24 protein-coding genes are annotated in these 21,838 nt (G+C 66.5%); 4 read left to right on the top strand and 20 right to left on the bottom strand.

Annotated features, from left to right (window positions below; genetic code table 11):
* Positions 1-25: 25 nt before the first annotated feature.
* From O1A05_RS07235 to trhO, 3 genes are read right to left on the bottom strand one after another with little or no spacing between them, the layout of a single operon-like run.
* Entirely contained in the window at positions 26-610 is a 585-nt protein-coding gene (locus O1A05_RS07235) for an ArsR/SmtB family transcription factor (protein WP_270107359.1), read from the bottom strand.
* Between the two features lie 7 nt (positions 611-617).
* Positions 618-2,231 carry a DUF7059 domain-containing protein gene (locus O1A05_RS07230; RefSeq protein ID WP_270107358.1) on the bottom strand — a complete coding sequence of 538 codons (1,614 nt, stop codon included), beginning with the start codon at positions 2,229-2,231 and terminating at the stop codon, positions 618-620.
* The gene (trhO, locus tag O1A05_RS07225) at positions 2,228-3,133 is read right to left on the bottom strand and encodes an oxygen-dependent tRNA uridine(34) hydroxylase TrhO (RefSeq protein ID WP_270107524.1); all 906 of its coding nucleotides are present in this window, start codon (positions 3,131-3,133) and stop codon (positions 2,228-2,230) included. The genes O1A05_RS07230 and trhO overlap by 4 nt, the downstream gene beginning before the upstream one ends.
* Positions 3,134-3,257: 124 nt before the next feature.
* On the opposite strand from trhO, the gene O1A05_RS07220 reads away from it, so the two are divergent.
* On the top strand, positions 3,258-4,028 hold the full coding sequence (locus tag O1A05_RS07220) for a GNAT family N-acetyltransferase (RefSeq protein WP_270107357.1): 771 nt from the start codon (positions 3,258-3,260) through the stop codon (positions 4,026-4,028).
* Positions 4,025-6,346, top strand: coding sequence for a DEAD/DEAH box helicase (locus O1A05_RS07215; protein WP_270107356.1), 2,322 nt, complete (start codon positions 4,025-4,027; stop codon positions 6,344-6,346). The genes O1A05_RS07220 and O1A05_RS07215 overlap by 4 nt, the downstream gene beginning before the upstream one ends.
* Here the strand turns inward: O1A05_RS07215 and O1A05_RS07210 are convergent.
* The 12 genes from O1A05_RS07210 to O1A05_RS07155 all read right to left on the bottom strand — a co-directional run bounded on the left by O1A05_RS07210 (position 6,297) and on the right by O1A05_RS07155 (position 14,736).
* Positions 6,297-7,139: an SDR family oxidoreductase gene (locus O1A05_RS07210; RefSeq protein WP_270107355.1), complete on the bottom strand. Its 843-nt coding sequence runs from the start codon at positions 7,137-7,139 to the stop codon at positions 6,297-6,299. The two genes, O1A05_RS07215 and O1A05_RS07210, sit on opposite strands and share 50 nt — an antisense overlap.
* 142 nt (positions 7,140-7,281) lie before the next feature.
* Entirely contained in the window at positions 7,282-7,779 is a 498-nt protein-coding gene (locus tag O1A05_RS07205) for a hypothetical protein (RefSeq protein ID WP_270107354.1), read from the bottom strand.
* Between the two features lie 122 nt (positions 7,780-7,901).
* Entirely contained in the window at positions 7,902-8,285 is a 384-nt protein-coding gene (locus O1A05_RS07200; RefSeq protein WP_270107353.1) for an Rv3654c family TadE-like protein, read from the bottom strand.
* Positions 8,282-8,683 (bottom strand): TadE family type IV pilus minor pilin, encoded by a 402-nt coding sequence (locus tag O1A05_RS07195; protein WP_270107352.1) that lies wholly within the window; start codon positions 8,681-8,683, stop codon positions 8,282-8,284. The genes O1A05_RS07200 and O1A05_RS07195 overlap by 4 nt, the downstream gene beginning before the upstream one ends.
* Positions 8,684-8,777: 94 nt before the next feature.
* Complete coding sequence (locus O1A05_RS07190; RefSeq protein WP_270107351.1) at positions 8,778-8,984, bottom strand: DUF4244 domain-containing protein; 207 nt, start codon at positions 8,982-8,984, stop codon at positions 8,778-8,780.
* A gap of 59 nt (positions 8,985-9,043) precedes the next feature.
* Positions 9,044-9,487 (bottom strand): type II secretion system F family protein, encoded by a 444-nt coding sequence (locus O1A05_RS07185; protein WP_270107350.1) that lies wholly within the window; start codon positions 9,485-9,487, stop codon positions 9,044-9,046.
* Positions 9,487-10,125, bottom strand: a complete 639-nt coding sequence (locus tag O1A05_RS07180; RefSeq protein ID WP_270107349.1) for a type II secretion system F family protein — start codon at positions 10,123-10,125, stop codon at positions 9,487-9,489. Before O1A05_RS07180 ends, O1A05_RS07185 begins: the two co-directional genes overlap by 1 nt.
* Positions 10,122-11,336, bottom strand: coding sequence for a CpaF family protein (locus tag O1A05_RS07175; RefSeq protein ID WP_270107348.1), 1,215 nt, complete (start codon positions 11,334-11,336; stop codon positions 10,122-10,124). Before O1A05_RS07175 ends, O1A05_RS07180 begins: the two co-directional genes overlap by 4 nt.
* Entirely contained in the window at positions 11,336-12,322 is a 987-nt protein-coding gene (locus O1A05_RS07170) for a hypothetical protein (protein ID WP_270107347.1), read from the bottom strand. The genes O1A05_RS07175 and O1A05_RS07170 overlap by 1 nt, the downstream gene beginning before the upstream one ends.
* A gap of 58 nt (positions 12,323-12,380) precedes the next feature.
* Complete coding sequence (locus O1A05_RS07165; RefSeq protein WP_270107346.1) at positions 12,381-13,202, bottom strand: NUDIX hydrolase; 822 nt, start codon at positions 13,200-13,202, stop codon at positions 12,381-12,383.
* Complete coding sequence (nth, locus tag O1A05_RS07160; RefSeq protein WP_270107345.1) at positions 13,199-13,981, bottom strand: endonuclease III; 783 nt, start codon at positions 13,979-13,981, stop codon at positions 13,199-13,201. Before nth ends, O1A05_RS07165 begins: the two co-directional genes overlap by 4 nt.
* Positions 13,978-14,736: a hypothetical protein gene (locus O1A05_RS07155; protein ID WP_270107344.1), complete on the bottom strand. Its 759-nt coding sequence runs from the start codon at positions 14,734-14,736 to the stop codon at positions 13,978-13,980. The genes nth and O1A05_RS07155 overlap by 4 nt, the downstream gene beginning before the upstream one ends.
* 291 nt (positions 14,737-15,027) lie before the next feature.
* Between O1A05_RS07155 and O1A05_RS07150 the strand changes: the two genes are divergently transcribed.
* A complete protein-coding gene (locus O1A05_RS07150) occupies positions 15,028-17,049 on the top strand; it encodes an acetate--CoA ligase (RefSeq protein ID WP_270107343.1) in 2,022 nt (673 codons plus the stop codon).
* 92 nt (positions 17,050-17,141) lie between these two features.
* Here the strand turns inward: O1A05_RS07150 and O1A05_RS07145 are convergent, their stop codons facing one another.
* From O1A05_RS07145 to O1A05_RS07135, 3 genes are all read right to left on the bottom strand, one after another.
* On the bottom strand, positions 17,142-17,297 hold the full coding sequence (locus O1A05_RS07145) for a methionine/alanine import family NSS transporter small subunit (protein WP_270107342.1): 156 nt from the start codon (positions 17,295-17,297) through the stop codon (positions 17,142-17,144).
* Positions 17,294-18,898, bottom strand: a complete 1,605-nt coding sequence (locus O1A05_RS07140; protein WP_270107341.1) for a sodium-dependent transporter — start codon at positions 18,896-18,898, stop codon at positions 17,294-17,296. The genes O1A05_RS07145 and O1A05_RS07140 overlap by 4 nt, the downstream gene beginning before the upstream one ends.
* A gap of 92 nt (positions 18,899-18,990) precedes the next feature.
* Complete coding sequence (locus tag O1A05_RS07135; protein WP_270107340.1) at positions 18,991-20,178, bottom strand: MarP family serine protease; 1,188 nt, start codon at positions 20,176-20,178, stop codon at positions 18,991-18,993.
* A 232-nt stretch (positions 20,179-20,410) separates the two neighbouring features.
* On the opposite strand from O1A05_RS07135, the gene O1A05_RS07130 reads away from it, so the two are divergent.
* Positions 20,411-21,088 (top strand): Crp/Fnr family transcriptional regulator, encoded by a 678-nt coding sequence (locus tag O1A05_RS07130; RefSeq protein WP_270107339.1) that lies wholly within the window; start codon positions 20,411-20,413, stop codon positions 21,086-21,088.
* A 96-nt stretch (positions 21,089-21,184) separates the two neighbouring features.
* Here O1A05_RS07130 and O1A05_RS07125 read toward each other — a convergent pair whose 3' ends face one another.
* Both O1A05_RS07125 and O1A05_RS07120 read right to left on the bottom strand, forming a co-directional pair.
* On the bottom strand, positions 21,185-21,655 hold the full coding sequence (locus O1A05_RS07125; protein WP_270107338.1) for a RidA family protein: 471 nt from the start codon (positions 21,653-21,655) through the stop codon (positions 21,185-21,187).
* Positions 21,652-21,822: a hypothetical protein gene (locus O1A05_RS07120; RefSeq protein WP_270107337.1), complete on the bottom strand. Its 171-nt coding sequence runs from the start codon at positions 21,820-21,822 to the stop codon at positions 21,652-21,654. Before O1A05_RS07120 ends, O1A05_RS07125 begins: the two co-directional genes overlap by 4 nt.
* Positions 21,823-21,838: the final 16 nt, after the last annotated feature.

Below are 21,838 nucleotides of genomic sequence, written 5' to 3'. Positions count from 1 at the left end.
GATCGACACGGTGATGAACCGAGGGTCACCGGGGCGCGGTCTGCTCCCCGACGCGCGCGGCGTGTTCAGCCACCAGCGAGACCAGGTAGTAGACGCGTTGGGCGTCGTCGTCATCGCGGCGAGCCCGGGACCGATCCTCGAACTCGTCCAGGAGCGCGTACATGCGCGACATGAACTCGGCGCGGTCTTCTTCGGAGAGCTTCACGGTGCCGTTGGTCATCACCGGGGTGCGCGGCTCATCGACAGGCCGTTCTTCTTGGGCGCGGCGGGTGAGCTCGTCGGTAATGCGGCGGCGCTGCCGGGCGAATTGCCGGTCGACGATAGCGAATTTGCCGGCGGTGCTGGCGTCCGGGCGCAACACCAGCTCGGTGCCGACGGGACGCCAGAGCTTTTCCCGACCATCGGCGGATTCCTCGGCACGCTCGATGAACCCGTACTTTTCGAGCACCCGCAGGTGGTAGCTCATCGCGGGGGCGGTCACGCCGCAGCGCGCCGCCAACTGGGTGGCGGTGCGCGGGCTGGACGTGGCGTAGAGCTCGTCCAGCGCTTCGAGCCGGACCTCGTGGGCCAGGGCGCGCATCTGCGAGGGATCGGTGATGGTGGTGTTCATGATCAGCTCAGTCTACCCCGCCGGGCGGCTCCGATGTGCCGAAGGTCACATAGCCCTCGAGGGCGAGCTCTACGAGGGCCGCTTCCAGTTCGCGGACGGTGGCGTCGTCGAGGTCAAGAATGGCCGAGACCGCGGAGAGCAGCTGCCCGGCGCTCAGTTCACCGTCGGCAGCCGAGAGCAATCCGGCCAGGGCGGTGTCCACCGGCCGCGAGCGCTGAAATCCGGCGCCCTGCCGGGCCATGATGATCTCCGGATGGTCGGCTCCGAAATGCTGGTGACGCTCTTCGGTGACGTGGAAGGGCACGACCGGGTGCAGGGCACGCACCGCGGACGGGTCGGCGAGCGCGTCCCAAATCTCAATCGCCTCACCCCAGGCCGGGCCAAGCGGTTGGGCGATGGGGTGCAGGAGCTCCTCGGTGCGCAGCAGTGGTGCTGCCCGGTCCGAGAGATCGGCCCGGCGCAGCCACACGTAGCCGAAGCCGATCGCGGAGATGTCACGGCGGGCGAAGTCATCCAGGTAGCGGCGGTAGGCGCGCTGGTAGGCGTCGTCGTCGAGGGTTTCGGAGGAGTCCTGGAGCCACAGTTCGGCGTAACCGGCCGGGTCGTGGTGGTCGCGCTGGATGATCCAGGCGTCCAGGGGCGCCTCCGACCCAGCCACCCAGCCGCGCGGGCGGGTATCCCACGCGGCGGTTCCAGTGGATGCCTCAGTATCGGCCGGGATTTCCCAGTTAGCCAGCAATTGGGCGGTGCCACCGGGGGCGAGTACGGTGCCGACGGTAGAGATCAGTTCCGCCACCAGGTCATCACCCTGGCGGCCGGTCTCACGGTAGGTCTGCACGTGCTCCGATTGCTGTGGCGCGATCACGAAGGGCGGGTTGGACACCACCAGGTCGAATTCCTGGCCGGCCACCGGTTCGAGCAGGTTGCCCTGCAACAGGGTGACCCGCTCGGAAAGTCGGTCGCGGTCCAGGTCCAGCCGGGGCGCGTTCAGCAGCAGATTGAAGCGGGTGAAGTCCAGGGCGCGTTCGGAGAGGTCGGTGGCGGTGACGTGGTCGGCGTGGGCCAGCAGGTGCAGGGTCTGCACCCCGCACCCGACGCCGACGTCAAGCGCGGTAGCGACCTGACGGCGGATGGTGACCCCGGCCAGGGTGAGGGAGGCCCCGCCGATGCCGAGCACATGATCATCGGGCAGTGCGGTGCGGCGCTGCAACGCGGTTTGGTCGGAGGCCACCCAGAGATCTCCGGTGACATCGGTGGAATAAGGGGAGAGATCCACGGTGGGGTAGAAGAGGTGCTCGCGCACCTCCCCCAGGCGCAGCCGTGCCGCACCCTCGGCGGTGGTGCGGGGCAGGGCGCGGTTCAGCACGGTGACGGGTACCGGGTCCCCAAGCATCCAGGCGCCGATCAGTGCGGCCAGCGGTGCGGCGTCGGTTTCACCCAGCAGGCGGGAGATGATCTCGCGTGCGGGCACGGCTTGTTCGCGGTCCAGCGCCGTGGTGGCCATCGGGCCTAGCAGCTCCCCCACCGCGTCGACCGTGTAGCCGATCTGGTGCAGGTCTTCTTCCAGGGCGCTGATCAGTTCGAGCGCCTCCGGGCGCGCGTAGGGTGCCTCCCCGCTCATGCGGCCACCTCGCAGTGGGCGCACACGCGCTCCGGGTTCGCCTCGGCGCAGTCGCCACAGACCGTGTCCAGGTGCCGACACGACAGCTTCGAGCAGTTCCGCATGTCGGAGGTGGGCTGCTCGCAGAGCAGGCAGCGCCCGATGGTGACGGCGTCGTCGGAGAACTCCGTGTGCATCCGTTCGTCGAACACGTAGAGGGAACCCTCCCAGAGTCCGGCGTCGCCGAACACTTCCCCGTAGCGGACGATGCCGCCATCGAGCTGGTAGACCTCCTCGAAACCGCGGTGCTTCATCAGTGCGGTGAGCACCTCGCAACGGATGCCGCCGGTGCAGTAGGTCACCACGGGCTGATCCTTGAGGTGGTCGTACTTGCCGGACTCCAGCTCGGTGACGAAATCCCGGGTGGTCTCAGTATCGGGCACCACCGCGTTCTTGAATTTCCCGATCTTGGCTTCCACCGCGTTGCGTCCGTCGAAAAACACCACCGGACGCTTCTCGCTCTCACGCTGCTCGACCAATTCGTGCAGTGCCTCCGGTTTCAGGTGCACCCCGGTATCAGTGACCCCCTCGGTGGTCACCTCAATCTCTTCGGCTGCATCGAACGCCACCAGTTCGGGCTTCACCTTCACCGACAAGCGCGGGAAATCAGCGGCCGAACCTTCTGACCATTTGATCTCCATCCCCTGGAAGCCGGAGTACGACCGGGTGGTCTTCACATAGTGTTTGACGGCGGAGATGGGTCCGCCCACGGTGCCGTTGATGCCGTGCGGGGCAATGATGATGCGCCCGGTGAGCCCGAGCATGGTGCACAGGGCGTGCTGCCACAGCCGCACCGCCTCCGGATCGGCGATCGGGGTGAAGTGATAGTACAGCGCGATCTTGGACTGCGCCGAGGGGGCCAGGTGCAGCCCGGGGGCTTCAGGGGTTGATGAAGATGACGTCACACGTCAAGACTAGGTCACAGTTTGGTCTGAGTTCATGACTCAGACCTGCCGTTGCGCCCACCTTTGTGCCTATCCTGGGGGCATGACCTCGACACTGAATGATGCTCTGATCTCCGCTTGGGTGACCGGCTGGGCACGGTGCCGCGGCTACCGTGTGCGCCACGACGACGGCATGCACGCCACCCTGCGCCAACGCGACACCGGCGACGGCGCCACCGACACGGCCGGCCCCGGCAGCGACTGGGAGTACGTGGTGGCTGAACCCACCGACGAACAGTTGCAGACCCTGGGCGCCACGATCGCCGAGAACCCGCAACGCTTGCTGACCATTGTGGCCAGCGCCGAACGCCGCCCCGGTGACCCGGACCCGGATACCGCAGCCCGCGCTGCGGCCATCACCGGGCTGCGCGCCGTGGCCACCGGTGAACGGCTGATGACCACCGACATGGCCGAGCACGACGTCGAGACCCCGGTGATCCCCGATCAGTTTGAGGCCAAGGTGGACCGCAATGAGGGCTGGTTCCTGGTCACCTTCACCACCACGGAGGAGCACGGCCAGGGGGCCGGCCAGGTGGCTGCCCGCGGCCGCGTCGCCGTCGTGGATGACTACGCCGTCTTCGACCAGATCTGGACTTACCCGGCGTTCCGCCGCCAGGGGCTGGGCTCACTGACCATGCGCTACCTGTCCGCGCTGGCGCTGGAGCACGAAGTGGACGAGGGACTGCTGGTGGCCAGCGCCGACGGTCAGGCCCTGTACGGCTACCTCGGCTGGGACGCCCTGGCCGATGTGGTGGTCATGGGCACCGGGTCCGACACCTCCGGCGAGTCCTCCTCGCACAACACCGAGAATTGACCGACGCCGAACAGCTCACCGCCGCGCTCGGCTACCAGGGTGTTCCGGCGCAGCTCCTTCACACCCGGCGCTTTGAAGCACGCCCGGCCCGGTTCGACGACTGGCCGAAGCAGACTCCGCCCGCGTTGATCGATGCCTTCGGCGCCTCGGGGCTGTTGCGTCCCTGGCAACATCAGGTGGCCGCCGCGCAGCATGCCCTGGCCGGTGAGCACGTGGTGCTGGCCACCGGTACCGCCTCGGGGAAATCACTGGGTTACCAGCTGCCGATCGCCACGCAGTTGGCCGACGGCCGATCCACCGCCTTGTATCTGGCGCCGACCAAAGCCCTGGGTGCGGATCAACTCGGGGCATGGCGGGCACTCGCCCGTGATGGCGCGACCTGGTTGCGCGCTTCCCCCTACGACGGCGACACCGCGCCGGCGGATCGCACGTGGGCCCGCCAGCACGCGAACCTGGTGCTCACCAATCCGGACATGTTGCACGTAGGGATTCTGCCGCACCACCAACGCTGGGCGCAGTTCTTCCGGAACCTGGCCTACGTGGTGATCGATGAGGCGCACGTCTACCGGGGCGTGTTCGGCTCCCATGTCGCGGTGCTGCTGCGCCGGCTGTCCCGAGTGGTGGAGCACTACCGCGGCGCGCCCCCGGTGTTCATCGGCGCCTCAGCCACGTCCGGGAATCCGGCGACGGCGTTCTCCACCCTTATCGGAGCGGATGCCACTGCGATCACCCAAGACGCTTCCCCTCATGGCGCCGTCACCGTAGGATTCTGGGAAACCGAACTCACCGACAAACGGGGCGAGCATGGTGCTCCGATTCGCCGTTCCGCCACCGCCACCGGCGCGGACCTGCTCACCGATTTCGCCATCGCCGGGGTACGCACCATCGCCTTCATTCGGTCTCGGCGCGGCGCCGAGGCCATGGCCCAGGCCGCCTCACGGCAACTGGCCGAGGTAGACCCCTCGCTGGCCTCCCGGGTGAGTGCCTACCGGGCCGGGTATCTGCCCGAGGAGCGCCGCGCCGTGGAGACCGCGCTGAAGACCGGGCGCCTCCTCGGTGTCTCCTCCACCCCGGCGTTAGAGCTGGGCATCGACATCGCCGGGCTGGACGCCGTCGTCGTCGCCGGCTGGCCGGGCACCCGCGCCTCCTTCTTCCAGCAGTTGGGCCGGGCCGGGCGTGCCGGACAAGAGTCTTGGGCGGTGTACGTGGCCAGTGACGACCCACTCGACACCTACCTGTTGCACCACCCCGACGCCGTGTTTGATCTGGCGGTGGAGGACACCGTGATAGACCCGGTCAACCCGCATATTCTGGGCGCCCACTTGTGTGCTGCGTCGGCCGAACTGCCGCTCCAACCCGAGGATCTGGCACGGTTCGGGCCCGAGGAGCAGGTGCGCGCGGTGGTGGACGATCTGGTGGAGGGCGGCTACCTTCGCCGCCGCCCGGCCGGTTGGTTCTGGACCCACCCGGAGCACGCCGCGGCCATGGTGTCGCTGCGCGACGACGGCGGCGGGCCGGTGGACATCGTCGACGTCGAATCCGGGGCCCTGCTCGGGTCGATGGGCTCCCCTCAGACCCACTACCAAGCCCACCCCGGGGCCGTGTATGTGCATCAGGGCCGCACCTTCCTGGTGGAGGACCTGGACGAGGACGCCCACGTGGTGATGGTATCCCGCGCCGAGCCGGACTACTTCACTCAGGCCCGGGACATCACCGAGATCGAAATCCTGGACACCCACGAGAAACGCGAAAACCTCGACAAAGAGCTGGTATGGGCCACCGGGGCCGTGAAGGTCACCACCCAGGTCGTCTCGTTCCAACGCAAAGCCCTGGTCTCCGGGGAGATCCTCGGGGAAGAACCCCTAGAGCTGGCCGCCCGTGACCTGTTCACGACGGCGGTATGGTTCCACGCGCCCTCAGAGCGGCTGGTGGCCGCTGGGCTCACCATGGACCGGCTACCCGGGTCCCTACATGCGGCCGAACACGCGATGATCGGGCTGATGCCCCTGGTAGCGTCGAACGACCGTTGGGACATCGGTGGGGTGTCGATGGCGCTGCACCCGGATACTGGGCAGCCTTCGGTGTTTGTCTACGACGGTCACGCCGGCGGGGCTGGGTTCGCACAGCGCGGGTTCGCCCAGGCCGAGGTGTGGCTGCGCGCCACCGCCGATGCCGTACGATCCTGCCCCTGTGATCAGGGGTGCCCGGCCTGCGTGCAGTCGCCAAAGTGCGGCAACCGCAACAGCCCCCTCGACAAGGCCGGGGCGGTCACCGTGCTGGAGTTCGTGCTGGCGGGGCTGCAGTCTTCCGCCCGGTGAAGCCGTCCATGGTTGCGTTGACGCCGAGCACGTTCATCGCCCGGTCGAAGAGGCTCGTGGGCAGGATCCGCATCAACGGCAGGGCCCGAACGAGTTTCGGCATCATCAGTTGGTGACGGCCTGCTTCGATGGCAGCCAGGATACGAGTGGCGGCATCGCCGGGTTGCAGGATCGGCAGAAGGCGTGGGAATTTGGTGGCTACGCCGTCAAACATGCCGGTGTTGATGTAGTAGGGGCACACCACGATCGAGTCCACCCCGGCGCGTTCCTTGGCCAGTTCCATCCGGAGCGATTCGGCGAAACCGAGAGCCGCGAATTTCGTCGCCGAGTAGTCGGTCTGCCTGGCCACGCCGACCAGGCCGGCCGCACTGGCGATGGTGACCACCGCTCCGTTACCGCGCTCACGCATCCCCGGCAAGAACGCGCCCGTCACCCAATAAAGTGACAGCACGTTGACTGCATAGATTCGCTCGATCGATTCGTGGTCCAGGTCAGCGAAACGTTTGCCCGACACGATCCCAGCATTGTTTATCAGAATGTCCACGCCGCCGACGTCTTGTGCGGTTCGGTTGACAGCCTCACGGTCCGTCACGTCGACGCTCTGCGCAGTGGCCTCACCACCACGTCCCCGAATGGACCGGGCGACCTGCTCCCCTGCTTCTGCGGAGAGGTCCCAGATGATGACGCGCGCGCCGCGGGCAGCAGCACCTTCAGCCATCAGCCGGCCAATTCCGCTGCCACCGCCGGTGATGAGGACCGTCTGTCCAGGGAAGGGGTGTCGTTGCTGAGGCACAGAGAGCTCCTGTCGGTGAGGTCGTGGCAAACTGCCGGACACTCTGAGTATCTGCTGACAGTGCTCGAATCCGTCAAGGATCAGAGTATGCGCTGAGGGCGAAGGAACCAGGCGCGTCGCGAAGTGCGAGGTTTGAACCTCGTCACTCCGTCGTGTTGCCACGCTCCAGAATGATGTCTTTGTCGTCCCAGATCCCACGGCCAGAGAGTGACCCGGTAACGCTTTGTTCACTCGCGTCCGGGTCAGGAACGATCACGACGTTGGTATTGGTCCGCGCCCAGCCATCCGGTAGGTCAATGTCAAGCTGATCAGGCACCAAGAACGTGTCCAGGTCACCATGAGAGGAATCCTGGACCGTCATCGAAAGGGTTGGTGCGTCTAGCTCGTTGGCAGCCTTGCACGTCGTCGCCGCCGTACCATCGTCGCCATCCAGTGCGATGAAGCACAGCCCCTGGCCCGAATCTTCCTCCGAAGAACCACCCTGCTCGTTCACGAGGGCTGCATAGAACATCGTCGATGCGTAACGGCCCACGTGGCGGAAGTACGCCTCGTCGAGATCGTTGAGCGAAGACTCATCAAACTCCATCTCGGGAACATCGGTATTTCGGGGCTCCCGAGTAAACACCTCGTAGTCCACCATGACGTCTCGGTCGGGCGCAGACGAACAAGCACTCACGATGAGAGCAACAGAAAAACTGCTGTGACAGTGGCCATACCTTTCAACCGGGTGCGGTGCCGTGAGTGGTGGCCCATCACTGCACCCTACCGATTCTCCGAAAATTCGTCACCGGTCGGCGGGGGTCCGGCGCGGGCTTCACCCGTGGCGTTCCAGATGGGCAGGCGGGTTTCCACCACGGTGTGGATCCGGACCACGCCATCGCCCTCAATGTCACAAGATTCCAGTTGGGCCGAGTGACGAGCGACGGTATTTTCGGCCAGGGCACACGGGTCGGCGAGCATCAATCCACGGTCAGCATCAGAGGCTGCCAGGGCGGCCAGATCGGCGGCTGCGGCGGCTTTTGCGGCGGCAATGGCGGCGTGGTTGAGGGTCGCGGTGCCGGTAAGGAGCGTGAGTGCGACTGCCAGGGTGGCGAGCATGGTGATCGTGCCGGATCCGGCGTCGTCGTGTTGCAGAATATTCGTCACGGGTGCACCGTCCACTGTTGGGGTGCGTGACCTTCGGCTTCGAGTTGGAATCCGAGCAGCCAGGAGGCGGGGCCGGGTGCTGCTTTGCTGAGCTGAACGCTGGCCCATTCCCCCGACGTCGAGGTTCCGACGGAGGTATCAGCTCCGGCCATGGTGTGCACGGTGGCGGTGATCGTGGACGTGTCTTCCCCGCGGGCGAGCTGACGTGCCGCCGCGGCGGCGGCTTCTTCCATGCGGACCTGGTGGATGCCGATGACTGCAATGTTGACCGTCGCAGCCAGTACCAAGGCGGCCGCAGGCAGCAGCACGGCATATTCGGCGGTGGCGGATCCGGCGTCGGCGGTGCAGGTGATACCAAGGGATCGCTGGCGAGACAGAGTTCGAGGGCGACGTCGCATCACAGGGCTCCTTCATCTGGTGGTCAGGCGGATCCCGCCGGGCCGGGCGCTCACGGGGAACGCCCGGCACAACGAGGTGCTCGAATCGGACGGATCAGAAGGACAGCGCCTTCTCGACCAGTCCGGTGAGCAGCGACTGCACGGCCCCGGAGGACAGCACCAGGGCGAGAACGCCGGCGAAACCGACAGCGGCGAGCGTGACGATGCCATATTCCGCGGTTTGGGCGCCGTCGTCAGCCGACAGGTCGAGGCCGGTGTAGGTCTGGTCGGTGTCGTTCTGGTCGGTCAGGGTGGTGGACATGATGTTCTCCTTGGTTGAGGGGTGTGTTGGTTGGGTTCTGCGCGATATTCAGTTGTGGGTCACGGCAGCAGGGCGATCACCAGGGGGATCACGCCCAGGCAGATGAAGGAGGGAAGCAGGCAGGCACCCAGCGGCAGCACGAGTCGGATGCCGAGCTCGGACGCCAACTTTTCGGCGCGTCGGCGCCGGTTCCGGCGCAGGGTCGAGGCAGCCGATTGCAGTACGTCGGCGCTGGCGACCTGGGAGCGGGCGGCGAAATCGAGTTCGTCGCGCAGCGCGGTCAGTTCTCGGTCGTCGTCGATGGGCGCCCAGGATTGTTGCCAGTCAAGGCCGTAGCCGAGTCGGGCGGAGACCTGGGTGAGCGGGGCACATCCAGGCAGGTGCTGGCCGAGCAGTCCCAGGGCGGTGGTCAGGGGCTGGCCGGCGATGAGCATCCCAGCCATCACGTCCAGGGCGAGGGCTGCATCGACACTCTGTTTGGGCTCATGCTGCGTGGTCGTCATCAGTACGCCTCCTGGGAGGAACGGATCATCGAGGCCGTCCAGCGACGACCGGCCACGGCGAGGCCGGCACCGACCCCGAGTAGTGCCCAGCCGGCGGGGTGCACCAGGAGGTCGAACACGGTGGTGCCGAGCATCGCGGACATGCCGAGTCCGGCGGCGGGCAGCCAGCCCAGTAACTGGGCGGTGGATTTGGGACCGGCAGCGGCGGCTTCGCGGGCCTGGTGAGCGTCTTCTCCCGCGTCGAGGGCGTCGGCGAGTCGGGTGAGGACCAGGGCGACGGGCATGCCGGTGACGGAGCACAGCCGCAGGCACCCGCCCAGTTGCGCCCAGTGTTCGGCTGGTCCAGGGCCGGTGACGTTGGCGAAGAGCGCGGTGCCGCGCAGCAGGGCTGAGTTTTGGCGGCGCAGCACGTGGTGCAGGCAGCAGCTCTCCCCCGCCTCGGTGCCTTCTGGCCGGGGGCAGGGCTCGTGCAGGTCGGCCAGTTCCTGCCAGACAGTGTGCACCGAGCGCCCGGCAGACAGCAGGGCGGAGGCCTGACGGAGCATGCCGATGAAGGTTTCGGTAGGTGCGCCGGTACGAGCGGCACGCCAGACTCGCCAGGCTTCGGGGAGACGCTGGAGCGGGGTGGGTGCAGTCATGATGCGTCTTCCAGCAGGTGCAGGCCGGGGCCTTCGAGGATGCGGTGTTCCTCGACCCGTATGGCGGTGATCATGCGCAGCGGCGCTTCCGGGTCGTTGCTGGGTTCGAGCACCCCGAGTTCGACCGGATGCCTGCCGTGGGTGTGGCTGCGTCCCAGGTGGATGACTGCATCAATTGCGGAGCGGGCCTGGAGGCGCAATGCGGTGGCTCCCAGTCCGGCCAGTGCTCCCATAGCGTGGAGGCGGGCGGGCACGTCGTGGACGGAATTGGCGTGCAGGGTGCCGATCGCCCCGCGGTGCCCGGTGTTGAGTGCGGCGAGGAACTCTCCGATTTCGGCGCCGCGGCACTCGCCGACGATCAACCGGTCGGGACGCATGCGCAGCGCCTGCCGGATCAGATCGGCCAGGGTGACGCGTCCGCCGCCTTCGGCGTTGGGTTCGCGGGTTTGCAGGGACACCACGTGGGGGTGCTGGATGCGCAGCTCCCGGGTGTCCTCCACGGTGATGAGACGTTCCTGAGCGTCGGCGAGCCCTAACAGTGCAGCCATCAGGGTGGTCTTTCCGGAGCCGGTGGCCCCGCTGATGAGCAGCGTGGCGTGGGCCTGAACGAGATGCCGGAGCAGAGATAGCCACTGCTCCCGGTGTGGCCAGGAGGCGCTCAGCGTGTCGAGGGTGACGCCACGGGAGGGCAGCCGAATGCTGAGCTGCGGTGCCACGCTGATGGGCGGCAACACCGCATGCACCCGGGCGCCGCCGATCTGGGCGTCGGCGAAGGGCTGTCCGGCGTCGAGCCGGCGTCCGGCCTGGTGTAGCAGGCGGACCGCGAGCGCTTGGACGGTGTCGGCGTCAAGGATCTCGGCACGCTGTTGCAGCCCGTCGGCGCCGTCGGTCCAGAGGTGCCCGGCGGCGTCGATCATGAGGTCAGTGATGCCCTCGGTGCGGGCCCAGCCGGCCAGCGGTCCGAGCCCCACCAAGGCGTCGTCGACGTCCTGCATGCGTTGCCGAGCTTGTGCATAGCTCAGCGCCGGCGTGTGGCGCAGCACGGCTTCGGCGCTCACTTCCGGGCCAGGCGGGGTGACCCCGTGAGTGCTGACCATCCGGGTGGCGCCGGCGTCCGGGGTGGAGGCGGCACGCAGGGCGGCCCAGTCGCGGGCGGTGTTGGCGTGTGTGCGAGTTGGCGAGGGGGCGTTGGGAACAAAGGAGTTCGACATCAGCAGCCCACCCATTCCTGGCGTAGAGCGTTCAGGGCGCGATCCCGGGCACGGCGTCCGGATCCGGAGTTGGTGAGGGCGGCGGGAAGTTCGAGCAGAACCGCGTTGAAGAGTCGGCGGCGGCGCAGCTGGCGGCGCGGAGCTTTGGGAAGCAACCGGTCCCGGTGGGTGGCGGGCGTGAAGACCCGCCAGGACCGCCGTGGTTCGGTCAGTTCTCGGTGTAGCGGATCCTGAAGAGTCGCTTCGGTGAGCATGGCCAGGGCCGAATCGGTGTCTACGCACAGGGTGGGTTCGGCCGGTGCGCGGCGGGCCAACTCGAGGTGGTCCCCGCAGTCGATGACGACACCGTGTTCGGCCAGCAGTGGCACCACCTGGTCCAGTTGCCGGGAGCAGAGGTCGAGATCAACCGGCTCTCCCCCGGTTGTTCGGATCACGGAGACGGTGTCGATGCGCTCCGTCCAGCGTCTCAGGGCGGCGAGGCTGAGCCGTTCACCGCGGTCGATCACCGAGCAGAGTTCGGCCAGGGTGGTCCCAGGGCCGGGGCGGGCGGTGAGCAGGAAGGGCGAGGGGCCCAGCACGGAGGCGACGTGGCGGCTGAAGTCGGGCCACTGGTCGTCACCGCTCAGGTGCACCATGGCCACGCAGCGGGCCTGGGCAGAAATACCGGAGACCTCGAAGATACCGGGGGCAGCCGGCTCGGTAAGCTGTCCCAGTTGCGCGGTGAGTTCTTCGGCGTCGCGAGGTAGCCGCCAGGTGCGCCCTTGAAACACAGCGGAACCGTCAACGCGCAGTTCCACCACACCGAGCGCGTCCTCGGGAACCGGGGAGGTGAGCCCGCAGATCCTCGGCACCGCAGCCGCGGCGACCGCGCAGGCGCACAGGGTGATGAGCGGTTCGGAGGTGACCGGCTGCAGCGGCGGAACCGGCCAGGGCACGGTGATCGCCAGGGTGGGCAGTGCGGGGAGGTCTGGCTGCTGGGGTGTCATGCCTCCACTGTGCGATCCGGGGCCGGATCAGCGCGGTGGCGGCAGGAGCGCCTGTGGATCAGTCGCGGGGGTGGCCTGGCTGTGGAGGAGCGACGTCGGGCAGCGGCCGGGTGGCGTCCCAGTCGGTGACGTCTACATAGCGGTCGCGCTGCCAGGGCTGGGCCCAGCCGAGCAAATCCAGCATCCGGTCGAGCAGGATCGCGGTGAAACCCCACACCAGGGTGCCGCCCACCATGAACGCCGGTGAGGTAAACACGTGGCCGGTGGGCCCAGAACCGAAGCGACGCTGGGCGCTCACCCGGCGCTCGGGGTCGATAAGGTCGGCCACCGGCACCCGGAACACCCGGGTGGCTTCGGCCCGATCGACGACGGCAACTTCGCTGGGCCGGTCCCACCAGCCCACCACGGGGGTCACCATGAAGTTGGATACCGTCAGTGGCACCTCGGGCAGAGTGCCCAGCACGTGGACACCCGCTGGATCGAGGGCGGTTTCTTCTTCGGCTTCGCGGAGAGCACAAGCGATCGCGCTGGGATCTTCGGGGTCGCGGGCGCCGCCGGGGAAGGAGATCTGCCCGGGGTGTTTGCGCAGGGTGAGGGCGCGCTGGGTGAGCAGTACGTCGAGTTCTTCCGGCACGCGTGCATCCTGGTAGCGGGAGGGCACGTCGTCGAGGGCGCCAAAGAGGATGAGCACGGCCGAGGCCCGGGGGTCTTGCACCTGGAACCGGCTGAAGTCCCAGCCCAGGCTGGATTCGGGCAGCCGCCCGTTGAGCGGGATGCGCGAGGCGTTAAGTTTGCGGTGCAGGGTGCCATAGGTGCCCACCAGGGCAGCTAGGTCAGCGAGGGCGCCGTCGAGTTCGGCGGGCTGGGTATCTTGACTCATGGCTGCATCGGGTACCCTTCTGCCCGCAACTGGGCGCGGCGGTCACCGGCCAGCAGGCGAGCGTGGAGTTCTTCGCGGCCCGGCGCCAGCTCGTATTTCAGCAGGGCGCGGGCGCTGTCCGGGTTGGTTTCGCCGTCGCCGAAACTCGGACACCAACGGGCCACCGGGCACACCCCGCATGCGGGGCGTCGGGCGTGGCAGATGCGCCGACCGTGGAAGACCACCCGGTTCGACAGGGCGGTCCAGTCACGCGGCTCGAAGAGTTCGGCGACGTCGCGTTCTACCTTTTCTGGATCTTGGGAGCCCGTCCAGCCGAAGCGCCGAGCCAGCCGGCCGAAGTGGGTGTCCACCGTGATCCCAGGGCGACCGAAGGCGTTGCCGAGCACCACGAACGCCGTTTTGCGTCCCACCCCGGGCAGGGCGACCAACTCTTCGAGACGGCCAGGCACCTCGCCGTCGTGGTGTTCCACCAGGGCGCGGGAGAGCCGCAGCACCGCGGAGGCTTTGTTCTTGTAGAAACCGGTGGGACGCACCAGTTCCTGTAGTTCCCGCTCATCGGCATGGGCCATGGCTTCGGCATCCGGGAAGCGGTCGAACAGTCCGGGGGTCACCGCGTTGACGCGCACATCGGTGGTCTGGGCGGAGAGCACGGTGGCCACCAACAGTTCGAAGGGTGTGGTGAAGTCCAGTTCGGCCTCCGCATAGGGGTAGGTTTCGCCGAGCACCCGGTAGATTTTCCGGGCGCGACGTGTCCTGGCCAGCGGGGTTTCGTCGGTCATGACCGGGCTCGCTCCACCCCGTCAAGGTCAGCCAGCACACCCTGACGACCGTTGGGTGCCTGCACCAGGAAGGTGTCGCCGCGGTCTTCCAGTGCCAGAATCCATTCGCCGGCGGGCAACACAAAGCCGTGTTCGCCCTCGGTGCGCCGCTCGTTGGGCAACGCAAACCAGAAGGCGCCCGCGTGCGATTGGGCTGCTTGTGCAGGCTGCTCAGACGGGGCTGGCTGTGTGGGCTGACCTGGCTGTGCCTCGCGTCGACGCTCCTCGAACTGAGCTTGGAGTTGTTGCACCCGCTGCCCGGAAATGGTCAGTACCACTACGAGCGCCACCGAGCCCACCAGGCCCACCAGCAGCACCGCCGTGGACAACCCGAACATGGGCCCCGAGGCGGTGATCAACAACACGGCAAACCAGGTGCAGATCATCCAGCTCAACACCCGAGCCAGTTGTGGCAGGCTCAGCGTGCCCACCCGCAGCTCGCGCACCGAGGACATTCTCTCGTGCGCCAGGGTCACCCCCATCACCATCAGTGGAGCCACCACGCCCAGCAACAGCATCAATACCCAGTGCTGACGCCACACGCTTAAGCCCTCAAAGTCGAAGGAGTACTGCGACACGATAACGACGTAGCTCATCAGCGGCCACATCCCACCGACCAGCACCACGATAGAGGCGGCAAGCACGCTCCAGCTGCGTCGGGACAGCAGCCGCGCCGTCGTCGACTCTCGGGCCGCTCCGCCGGTCTGTTCCGTCATCGTCATCTCCACGTTGTCATCTGCTGAAGTCTGTGGCGCGCGTAGGGAACGCGTCGTCGCCACCACCATTGTTGCATTCTCGTTGCGGCCGCGTTGCACTGGGTCCAGCTCGCGACTGCGGCCCCACAGTTGGGCAGAGGGCGCCGTCTGCCGCATGATCCCTACCGCCTATCCGACGAGTGTGACCCGCTCGTTGCCTCGGGCGCAGGACGGCGGACTAAAGTAAACCACGAACCAGATGTGACCTCGGTTACATCGTGATCCCGCACCGCGATGCACGAAGGAGTTCAGATGGACAATCTGATGCACGAAACTCGCACGTTCCCGCCCTCGGAGGAATTCGCCTCTCAGGCGGTGGCCGGGGCCGAGCTCTACGACGAGGCCAACCAGGACCGCCTGGCCTACTGGGCCCGCCGCGCCCGCGAGGTACTCCACTGGGAGCAGGACTTCACCGAAACCCTGGACTGGTCCAACCCACCCTTCGCGCAGTGGTTCGTCGGCGGCACCACCAACGCCGCGTACAACGCTCTGGACCGGCACGTTGAGGCCGGCCTCGGTGACCGGGTGGCCATTCACTTTGAGGGCGAACCGGGCGACACCCGCACCTGGACCTACACCGAACTCGCTGCCGAGGTGCGCCGTGCCGCCAACGCTTTCGAGTCCCTAGGCGTGGCCAAGGGCGACCGGGTCGCTGTTTACCTGCCGATGATCCCGGAAGCAGTCATCACCATGCTCGCCTGTGCCCGCATCGGTGCGGTGCACTCGGTGGTGTTCGGCGGTTTCTCGGCCGAGGCGCTGCGCTCTCGTATCGACGACGCCGAGGCGAAACTGGTCGTCACCGCCGATGGCTCCTACCGACGCGGCAAGCCCTCGCTGCTGAAGCCTGCGGTGGATGAGGCGCTCTCCCCGAAGGCCGCCGCCGATGACACCGAGGCCTCCACCGTGGGCCACGTCGTCGTGGTTCAGCGCAACGGCGAAGACATCGAGATGACCCCGGAGCGCGACGTCTGGTGGCACGATGTGGTCTCTGGCGCCTCCGACGAACACGAGCTGGTCTGGCACGACGCCGAGCACCCGCTGTTCATCCTCTACACCTCCGGCACCACCGGCAAGCCCAAGGGCATCCTGCACACCACCGGCGGCTATCTGGTGCAGACCGCCGTCACCCACCACGACACCTTCGACCTGAAGCCGGAGACCGACGTCTACTGGTGCACCGCCGATGTGGGATGGGTGACCGGGCACTCTTACGTCACCTACGCTCCGCTGGTCAACGGCGCCACCCAAGTGATTTACGAGGGCACCCCGGATACCCCGCACAAGGGCCGCTGGTGGGAGATCGTCGAGAAGTACAAGATCACCCAGATCTACACCGCTCCCACCGCGATCCGCACCTGCATGAAGTGGGGTCGTGAGATCCCGGATGCCTTTGATCTGTCCTCGCTGCGCGTGCTCGGCACCGTCGGTGAGGCCATCAACCCCGAGGCGTGGATGTGGTACCGCGATGTGATCGGCTCCAATAACGGTGCGGGCACGAAAAACGACGACGGTTCCGTCACCCCGGGCCCGCGCAAGGAGCACCCCGCCCCGATCGTGGACACCTGGTGGCAGACCGAAACCGGGGCCCACATGCTCACCCCGCTGCCCGGGGTGGTGGCCACCAAACCCGGTTCGGCTCAGCGCCCGGTGCCCGGGATTACCGTGGACGTCGTCGATGACGCCGGCCAGAGCCTGGACACCACCTCGGGCGGGTTCCTGGTGGTCCGCGATCCGTGGCCGTCCATGCTGCGCGGCATCTGGGGTAACCCGGAGCGGTTCAAGGAGACGTACTGGTCGCGCTTCGACGGCATGTACTTTGCCGGTGACGGCGCCCGCCGCGACGACGACGGGGACATCTGGCTGCTGGGCCGCGTGGATGACGTGATGAACGTGTCCGGGCACCGACTCTCCACCACCGAGATCGAGTCAGCACTGGTGTCTCACGAGCTGGTGGCCGAGGCCGCCGTGGTGGGCGCAAAGGATGCCACCACGGGGGAAGCGGTCGTGGCGTTCGTGATCCTCACCGAGTCCCAGTCCGGCATCAATGCCGGCGAGGCCGACCAGCTGCTGCGCGCACATGTGGCTTCGGAGATTGGCCCGATCGCCAAGCCGAAGCACGTACTGGTGGTTCCGGAGCTGCCGAAGACCCGCTCCGGGAAGATCATGCGCCGCCTGCTCAAGGATGTGGCCGAGGGCCGCGATCCGGGTGACGCTTCGACTCTGTCGGATCCGACGATCATGCAGCAGATCGCCGAATCGCTGCGTCAGGACTAACCCGGCTCACCTCTCCACCTCATTCCCCACCACGAAGGGGCGGGCACCTCCTCACCGGAGATGCCCGCCCCTTACTGGTTTACTGTTGGTGTTTACTGCTCAGCCGCCTGAGCCGCAGCAGCCCGGCGTTCACCGTCGGTGCCGGAGGTTTCGTCGGGGTGGCGCAGTAGGTGGATCATGGCGACCACCAGGCCGCCCCAAATGGTCCCCAGCATGATGATCATCATGCCGATCGAAATCGCACTCATCGCTGAGCTCCTTCCAGTTCGGACGCTTCGTCCTCGTCATCGGTCAGGTTGGGATTGTCTTCCACATGTAGCGCCGAATGACGGGCCCACGGCACGAACGACAGCACGACGGCGACCACGAGCAGCATGGCCATCATGCCCCAGCCGAACGTGTTCACATACCAGTCCGGGTAACCACCGTAGCCCTCTTGAACGCGCTCGATCAGGTAGGCGATGACCATGTAGCCCAGCACCACCGGCATGACCACGGCGATGAGCACCTTGTACACCGGGCCCAGCCGGAAGGATGACACCGCGTTGAGGTGGTCGACCATGGGGCGCAGCCGTCGCACGATCCAGGCGACGATGATCACCGAGACCAGCGCGCCGCCGACAATGCCGACGTTGTTGGTGAACGCGTCGGTGGTGTCGAGCATCGGCAGGCCGGTGGTGGTGCCCAGCAGCAGCAGCGAGGCGATAGCGCAGGCGGTGCCCACGGTGAGCACCACGGTCCAGCGCGAGAGCCCGGTCTTGTCCTTCACCGCGGAGATCACGACTTCGAGGATCGAGACCAAGGAGGTGAACCCGGCGAAGACCAGGGAGCCGAAGAAGAGCACCCCGATGAGCGGCCCGAGCCCACCCGGAGCCTCGGAGATCAGCGCCGGGAACGCGATGAAAGCCAGACCAATACCCGCGTCGACGACGTCGGTGATACCCACACCGGAGGCTTGGGCCATGAAGCCCAGCGCCGAGAACACGCCGATACCGGCCAGCACTTCGAAACCGGAGTTCGAGAACCCGACCACCAGGCCGGAGCCGGTGAGGTTCGTGCGACGCTTCAGGTAAGACGAGTAGGTGATCATGATGCCGAAGCCCACGGACAGCGAGAAGAAGATCTGCCCATAGGCAGCCACCCACACGCCCGGATGCGTCAGGGCCTCCCAGTTCGGGGTGAACAGGGCTTCCAGGCCACTGGCTGCCCCGTCGAGGGTCAACGCGATGACGACCAGCACCAGGAACATGACCACCAGAACCGGGATACCAATGATGGAAGCCATCGCGATGCCGCGGCGCACGCCCATACCGAGGATGATCAGCAACAGGATCCAGACGGCGAGCATCGGCCAGAACACGCCGGGCACGATCTGCAGGGTCGGAGTCACGTCCTCAGCCATGTTCAGGTACTGACCGAAGAAGAAGCCGTTCGGGTCGTCGCCCCACGCCTCGGAGACCGAGAACCAGGTGTAGGAGATCGCCCAACCAATGATCGCAGCGTAGTAGATACCGATGATCACGCAGACCATCACCTGGAACCAGCCGAGCGCCTCCGTGGATTTGTGCAGGCGACGGAACGCCAACGGTGGTGAACCGCGGAAACGGTGGCCGATGGCGTAGTCGAAGAACAGCAGCGGGATACCCGCCGACAGTAGCGCCACCAGATACGGGATGACGAAGGCGCCGCCACCGTTCTCGTAGGCGATGTAGGGGAAGCGCCAGATATTACCCAGGCCCACGGCGGAGCCAATGGCCGCCATAATGAAGATCCAGCGGCCAGCGAACTGCTCGCGCTGGACACGTCCCGGGCTGATCTGCGCTGAGGATGAAATGGCTGGTTCAGCCATGGTGTGCTCCTACCGCTTCGGGTGTGATGAAAGCCCAACCCTCTGCGAACCACTTGTGAGGTTTGCCACACGGTCAGGCCTCAGCAGTATATCTAGCCTACGCACTGGCCGGTAGAGACCGCGCCGGTGTAGGAGCCAGCATCGGTCAGCACGTCCCCGGCTTCCTCACCGGTGATCGCGTAACCAACCGTGATGTCGGAGGCGGCTTTGGCAAACACCACGCCCACCACGTCACCCTGCTCGTCGACGAGTGGGCCACCCGAGTTGCCCTGTTTCACGTCGGCGTTGAGCTGGTAGATGTCGGTCAGCTCCGCGTCCTGACCGTAGATGGTGTTGATCGACACCTCCCCCACCGCCTGCACTGAGGCTGGCGCAATACGGAACGGTCCGCCGGCCGGGTAGCCGAGCACATAGGCATCGTCGTCTTCGGCCAGGCGTTCTCCGGTGTCGAGGGCCTCGATGTCACCGTCAAAAGCAATCACCGCGAGGTCGCGACTGGGATCGAAGTGCACTACTTCGCCCACGTAGATCTCCCCGTCCAGGGACTCCACCAGCGGCTCGGTCACCCCGGCCACCACGTGCGCGTTGGTCACCACGCGATTCGTCTCGACGGCGAACCCGGACCCGGTCTGGCTCTGACCGCACTCATAGGCGGTGCCGGTAATGCGCACCGTCGAGGACGAGGCCCGCTCAATCTCTGCATTGGGCGGGGCGGTGGTGGGCTCGGCCGGGGTCGGCGGCGCCTGCACCGGCAGGGCTAGCTCCGGAACCATATGAGCGTTCAGTAGTTCTGAGCGCAACTGCGTGAAGAACCCCTGTGTGGCTTCCGGGGTCAGCGAATTCACGGTGCTGATGACTTTGGACTGCTTGATGGCGGTGGTCATCGCGGGCACGCCGAGCTGGGCCAGCGAATAGGAGACCATCGAGATCATCACCGCGGCGATGGCGGTATTGATGCCGGCACCGAGCACTTTGTCGATCACCCGCAGCGCCGGCTGGTTCACCCGCAACCGCACCGCGCGTCCCAGGCCACCGCCGATAAACCAGCCCAGAGTGACCAACATCAGCACCGAAGCCCACACGGCGGCCAGTCGCCATCCGGGAGAGGGCACCAAGGTCATGATCCACGGCACCATAAAGAAGGCAGAAATTCCGCCCACAACGAAGCCGATCATCCGTCCGGCGGTGATCCAAAGGCCACGACGGTAACCGTGAATGAAGAAGACGAGGAGAGCGAGCAACATCACGAGGTCGAGCAGGGTCAGTCCGAACACATCCATCCGGTCTCCTTTCCCTGGCTCTTCCGGGCTCCTTCTAGCGCACCGCCACCGTACGAGGCTATCGTTTCAACCTGAATGGACTCGTGGAGCCACGCAGATCGAGTCTGGGTGTTCAATGTGAACCCAGGCACCAATGGCCTGTGCGGTGGACGTCCCGGGCGAAAATAAGACAGTATGTTAGGGATGTCACCAGCCGTGGAGAGCACGGCCGAGATTTGAGAGGACCCCTACCATGGATTTGGACGTTCTGCGCACCGCGCCGTTGTTCACCCATCTTGACGACGACGTTTTCACAGCACTGACCGCGGAGCTCACCGAGGTCGAGCTGTCGCGCGGCGCTTCCGCCTTCCACGAAGGCGACGACGGCGATCAGCTGTACGTCATCCTGTCGGGCAAGATCAAACTGGGACGCACCGCCGCGGACGGCCGAGAGAACCTGCTGGCCATTCTCGGCCCCGGCGAGGTGTTCGGCGAGATGGCCCTCTTCAACCCGGCGCCTCGTACCGCCACGGCCACCGCCGTCTCCGCTACTCGACTGGCCGGTCTGCGTCACGAGAACCTGCGCAAGGTCATCCAGTCCACCCCCGAGGTCTCCATGCAGTTGCTGGGCGCTCTGGCGCGCCGTCTGTCCAAGACCAACGAGTCGCTGGCCGACCTGGTGTTCTCGGACGTGCCGGGCCGCGTGGCCAAGGCCATCCTGGATCTGGCCGACCGCTTCGGCCGTCCGGCTGCCGACGGCCTGCTGGTGGCCCACGACCTCACCCAAGAAGAGCTGGCCCAGCTGGTCGGCGCTTCGCGCGAGACCGTGAACAAAGCCCTGGCCGAGTTCGTGCAGCGCGGTTGGTTGCGCCTGGAGAACCGCGCCGTGGTCGTGCTTGACCTGCAGCGCATGCGCCAGCGCGCCGGCTGATCAGCGAGCAACAACTCAGCTACAACGAAGCGGGGTCCGCACCAGATGAACTGGTGCGGACCCCGCTTCGTTTAGACGGGTTTAAGATTTCGACGGTCAGGCGTATTCGACGACGATCTCGACTTCCACTGGGGAATCCAGCGGCAGCACGGCAACACCTACGGCAGAGCGCGCGTGCACGCCGGCCTCGCCGAAGACCTCGCCGAGCAGTTCGGAGGCCCCGTTGATGACCTGCGGCTGACCGGTGAAGCTCGGGTCGGACGAAACGAAACCGACGACCTTGACCACCCGGGTCACCCGGGCGAGGTCACCGATCACGGACTTCACCGCGGCCAGCGCATTGACGGCGCACCGGGCAGCCAGCTCCTTGGCCTGCTCCGGCGAGACCTCCGCGCCCACCTTGCCGGTGGCCGGCAGTGCGCCGTCGACAAACGGCAACTGACCCGAGGTGTACACCAAGGTTCCCTGGGTGACGGCCGGAACATAGGCGGCCACGGGGGCGGCGACGGCAGGCAGCTCAACGCCGAGCTGCTTCAGCTGTTCTTCGGGATGATTTGTCTCGGTCATGACTCCTGCTTCGGTCGCTTCATGTAGGCCACCGGGTTGGACCCGTCGGGACCCGGGATCACGGTGACAAGCTCGAAGCCCTCATCGCCCCACTGGTCGAGAATCTGCTTGGTGGCATGGATCAGAAGGGGAACCGTGGCGTATTCCCATTTTTGTGGTGCACTCATGGCTCCACCCTATCCG

This window comes from Citricoccus sp. NR2 (genome assembly GCF_027594385.1).
GTDB lineage: Bacteria > Actinomycetota > Actinomycetes > Actinomycetales > Micrococcaceae > CmP2.
Note: the sequence above shows the minus strand (reverse complement) of the source record. Positions and strands in the feature narration are given on the sequence as shown.

Excerpts from the sequence above, each read along its gene's own strand:
- O1A05_RS07235 (WP_270107359.1), bottom strand. The coding sequence starts at position 610 with ATGAACACCACCATCACCGATCCCTCGCAGATGCGCGCCCTGGCCCAC.
- O1A05_RS07230 (WP_270107358.1), bottom strand. The coding sequence starts at position 2,231 with ATGAGCGGGGAGGCACCCTACGCGCGCCCGGAGGCGCTCGAACTGATC.
- O1A05_RS07220 (WP_270107357.1), top strand. The coding sequence starts at position 3,258 with ATGACCTCGACACTGAATGATGCTCTGATCTCCGCTTGGGTGACCGGC.
- O1A05_RS07205 (WP_270107354.1), bottom strand. The coding sequence starts at position 7,779 with ATGGTGGACTACGAGGTGTTTACTCGGGAGCCCCGAAATACCGATGTT.
- O1A05_RS07195 (WP_270107352.1), bottom strand. The coding sequence starts at position 8,683 with ATGCGACGTCGCCCTCGAACTCTGTCTCGCCAGCGATCCCTTGGTATC.
- O1A05_RS07190 (WP_270107351.1), bottom strand. The coding sequence starts at position 8,984 with ATGTCCACCACCCTGACCGACCAGAACGACACCGACCAGACCTACACC.
- O1A05_RS07185 (WP_270107350.1), bottom strand. The coding sequence starts at position 9,487 with ATGACGACCACGCAGCATGAGCCCAAACAGAGTGTCGATGCAGCCCTC.
- O1A05_RS07180 (WP_270107349.1), bottom strand. The coding sequence starts at position 10,125 with ATGACTGCACCCACCCCGCTCCAGCGTCTCCCCGAAGCCTGGCGAGTC.
- O1A05_RS07175 (WP_270107348.1), bottom strand. The coding sequence starts at position 11,336 with ATGTCGAACTCCTTTGTTCCCAACGCCCCCTCGCCAACTCGCACACAC.
- O1A05_RS07170 (WP_270107347.1), bottom strand. The coding sequence starts at position 12,322 with ATGACACCCCAGCAGCCAGACCTCCCCGCACTGCCCACCCTGGCGATC.
- O1A05_RS07165 (WP_270107346.1), bottom strand. The coding sequence starts at position 13,202 with ATGAGTCAAGATACCCAGCCCGCCGAACTCGACGGCGCCCTCGCTGAC.
- nth (WP_270107345.1), bottom strand. The coding sequence starts at position 13,981 with ATGACCGACGAAACCCCGCTGGCCAGGACACGTCGCGCCCGGAAAATC.
- O1A05_RS07155 (WP_270107344.1), bottom strand. The coding sequence starts at position 14,736 with ATGACGGAACAGACCGGCGGAGCGGCCCGAGAGTCGACGACGGCGCGG.
- O1A05_RS07150 (WP_270107343.1), top strand. The coding sequence starts at position 15,028 with ATGGACAATCTGATGCACGAAACTCGCACGTTCCCGCCCTCGGAGGAA.
- O1A05_RS07145 (WP_270107342.1), bottom strand. The coding sequence starts at position 17,297 with ATGAGTGCGATTTCGATCGGCATGATGATCATCATGCTGGGGACCATT.
- O1A05_RS07140 (WP_270107341.1), bottom strand. The coding sequence starts at position 18,898 with ATGGCTGAACCAGCCATTTCATCCTCAGCGCAGATCAGCCCGGGACGT.
- O1A05_RS07135 (WP_270107340.1), bottom strand. The coding sequence starts at position 20,178 with ATGGATGTGTTCGGACTGACCCTGCTCGACCTCGTGATGTTGCTCGCT.
- O1A05_RS07130 (WP_270107339.1), top strand. The coding sequence starts at position 20,411 with ATGGATTTGGACGTTCTGCGCACCGCGCCGTTGTTCACCCATCTTGAC.
- O1A05_RS07125 (WP_270107338.1), bottom strand. The coding sequence starts at position 21,655 with ATGACCGAGACAAATCATCCCGAAGAACAGCTGAAGCAGCTCGGCGTT.
- O1A05_RS07120 (WP_270107337.1), bottom strand. The coding sequence starts at position 21,822 with ATGAGTGCACCACAAAAATGGGAATACGCCACGGTTCCCCTTCTGATC.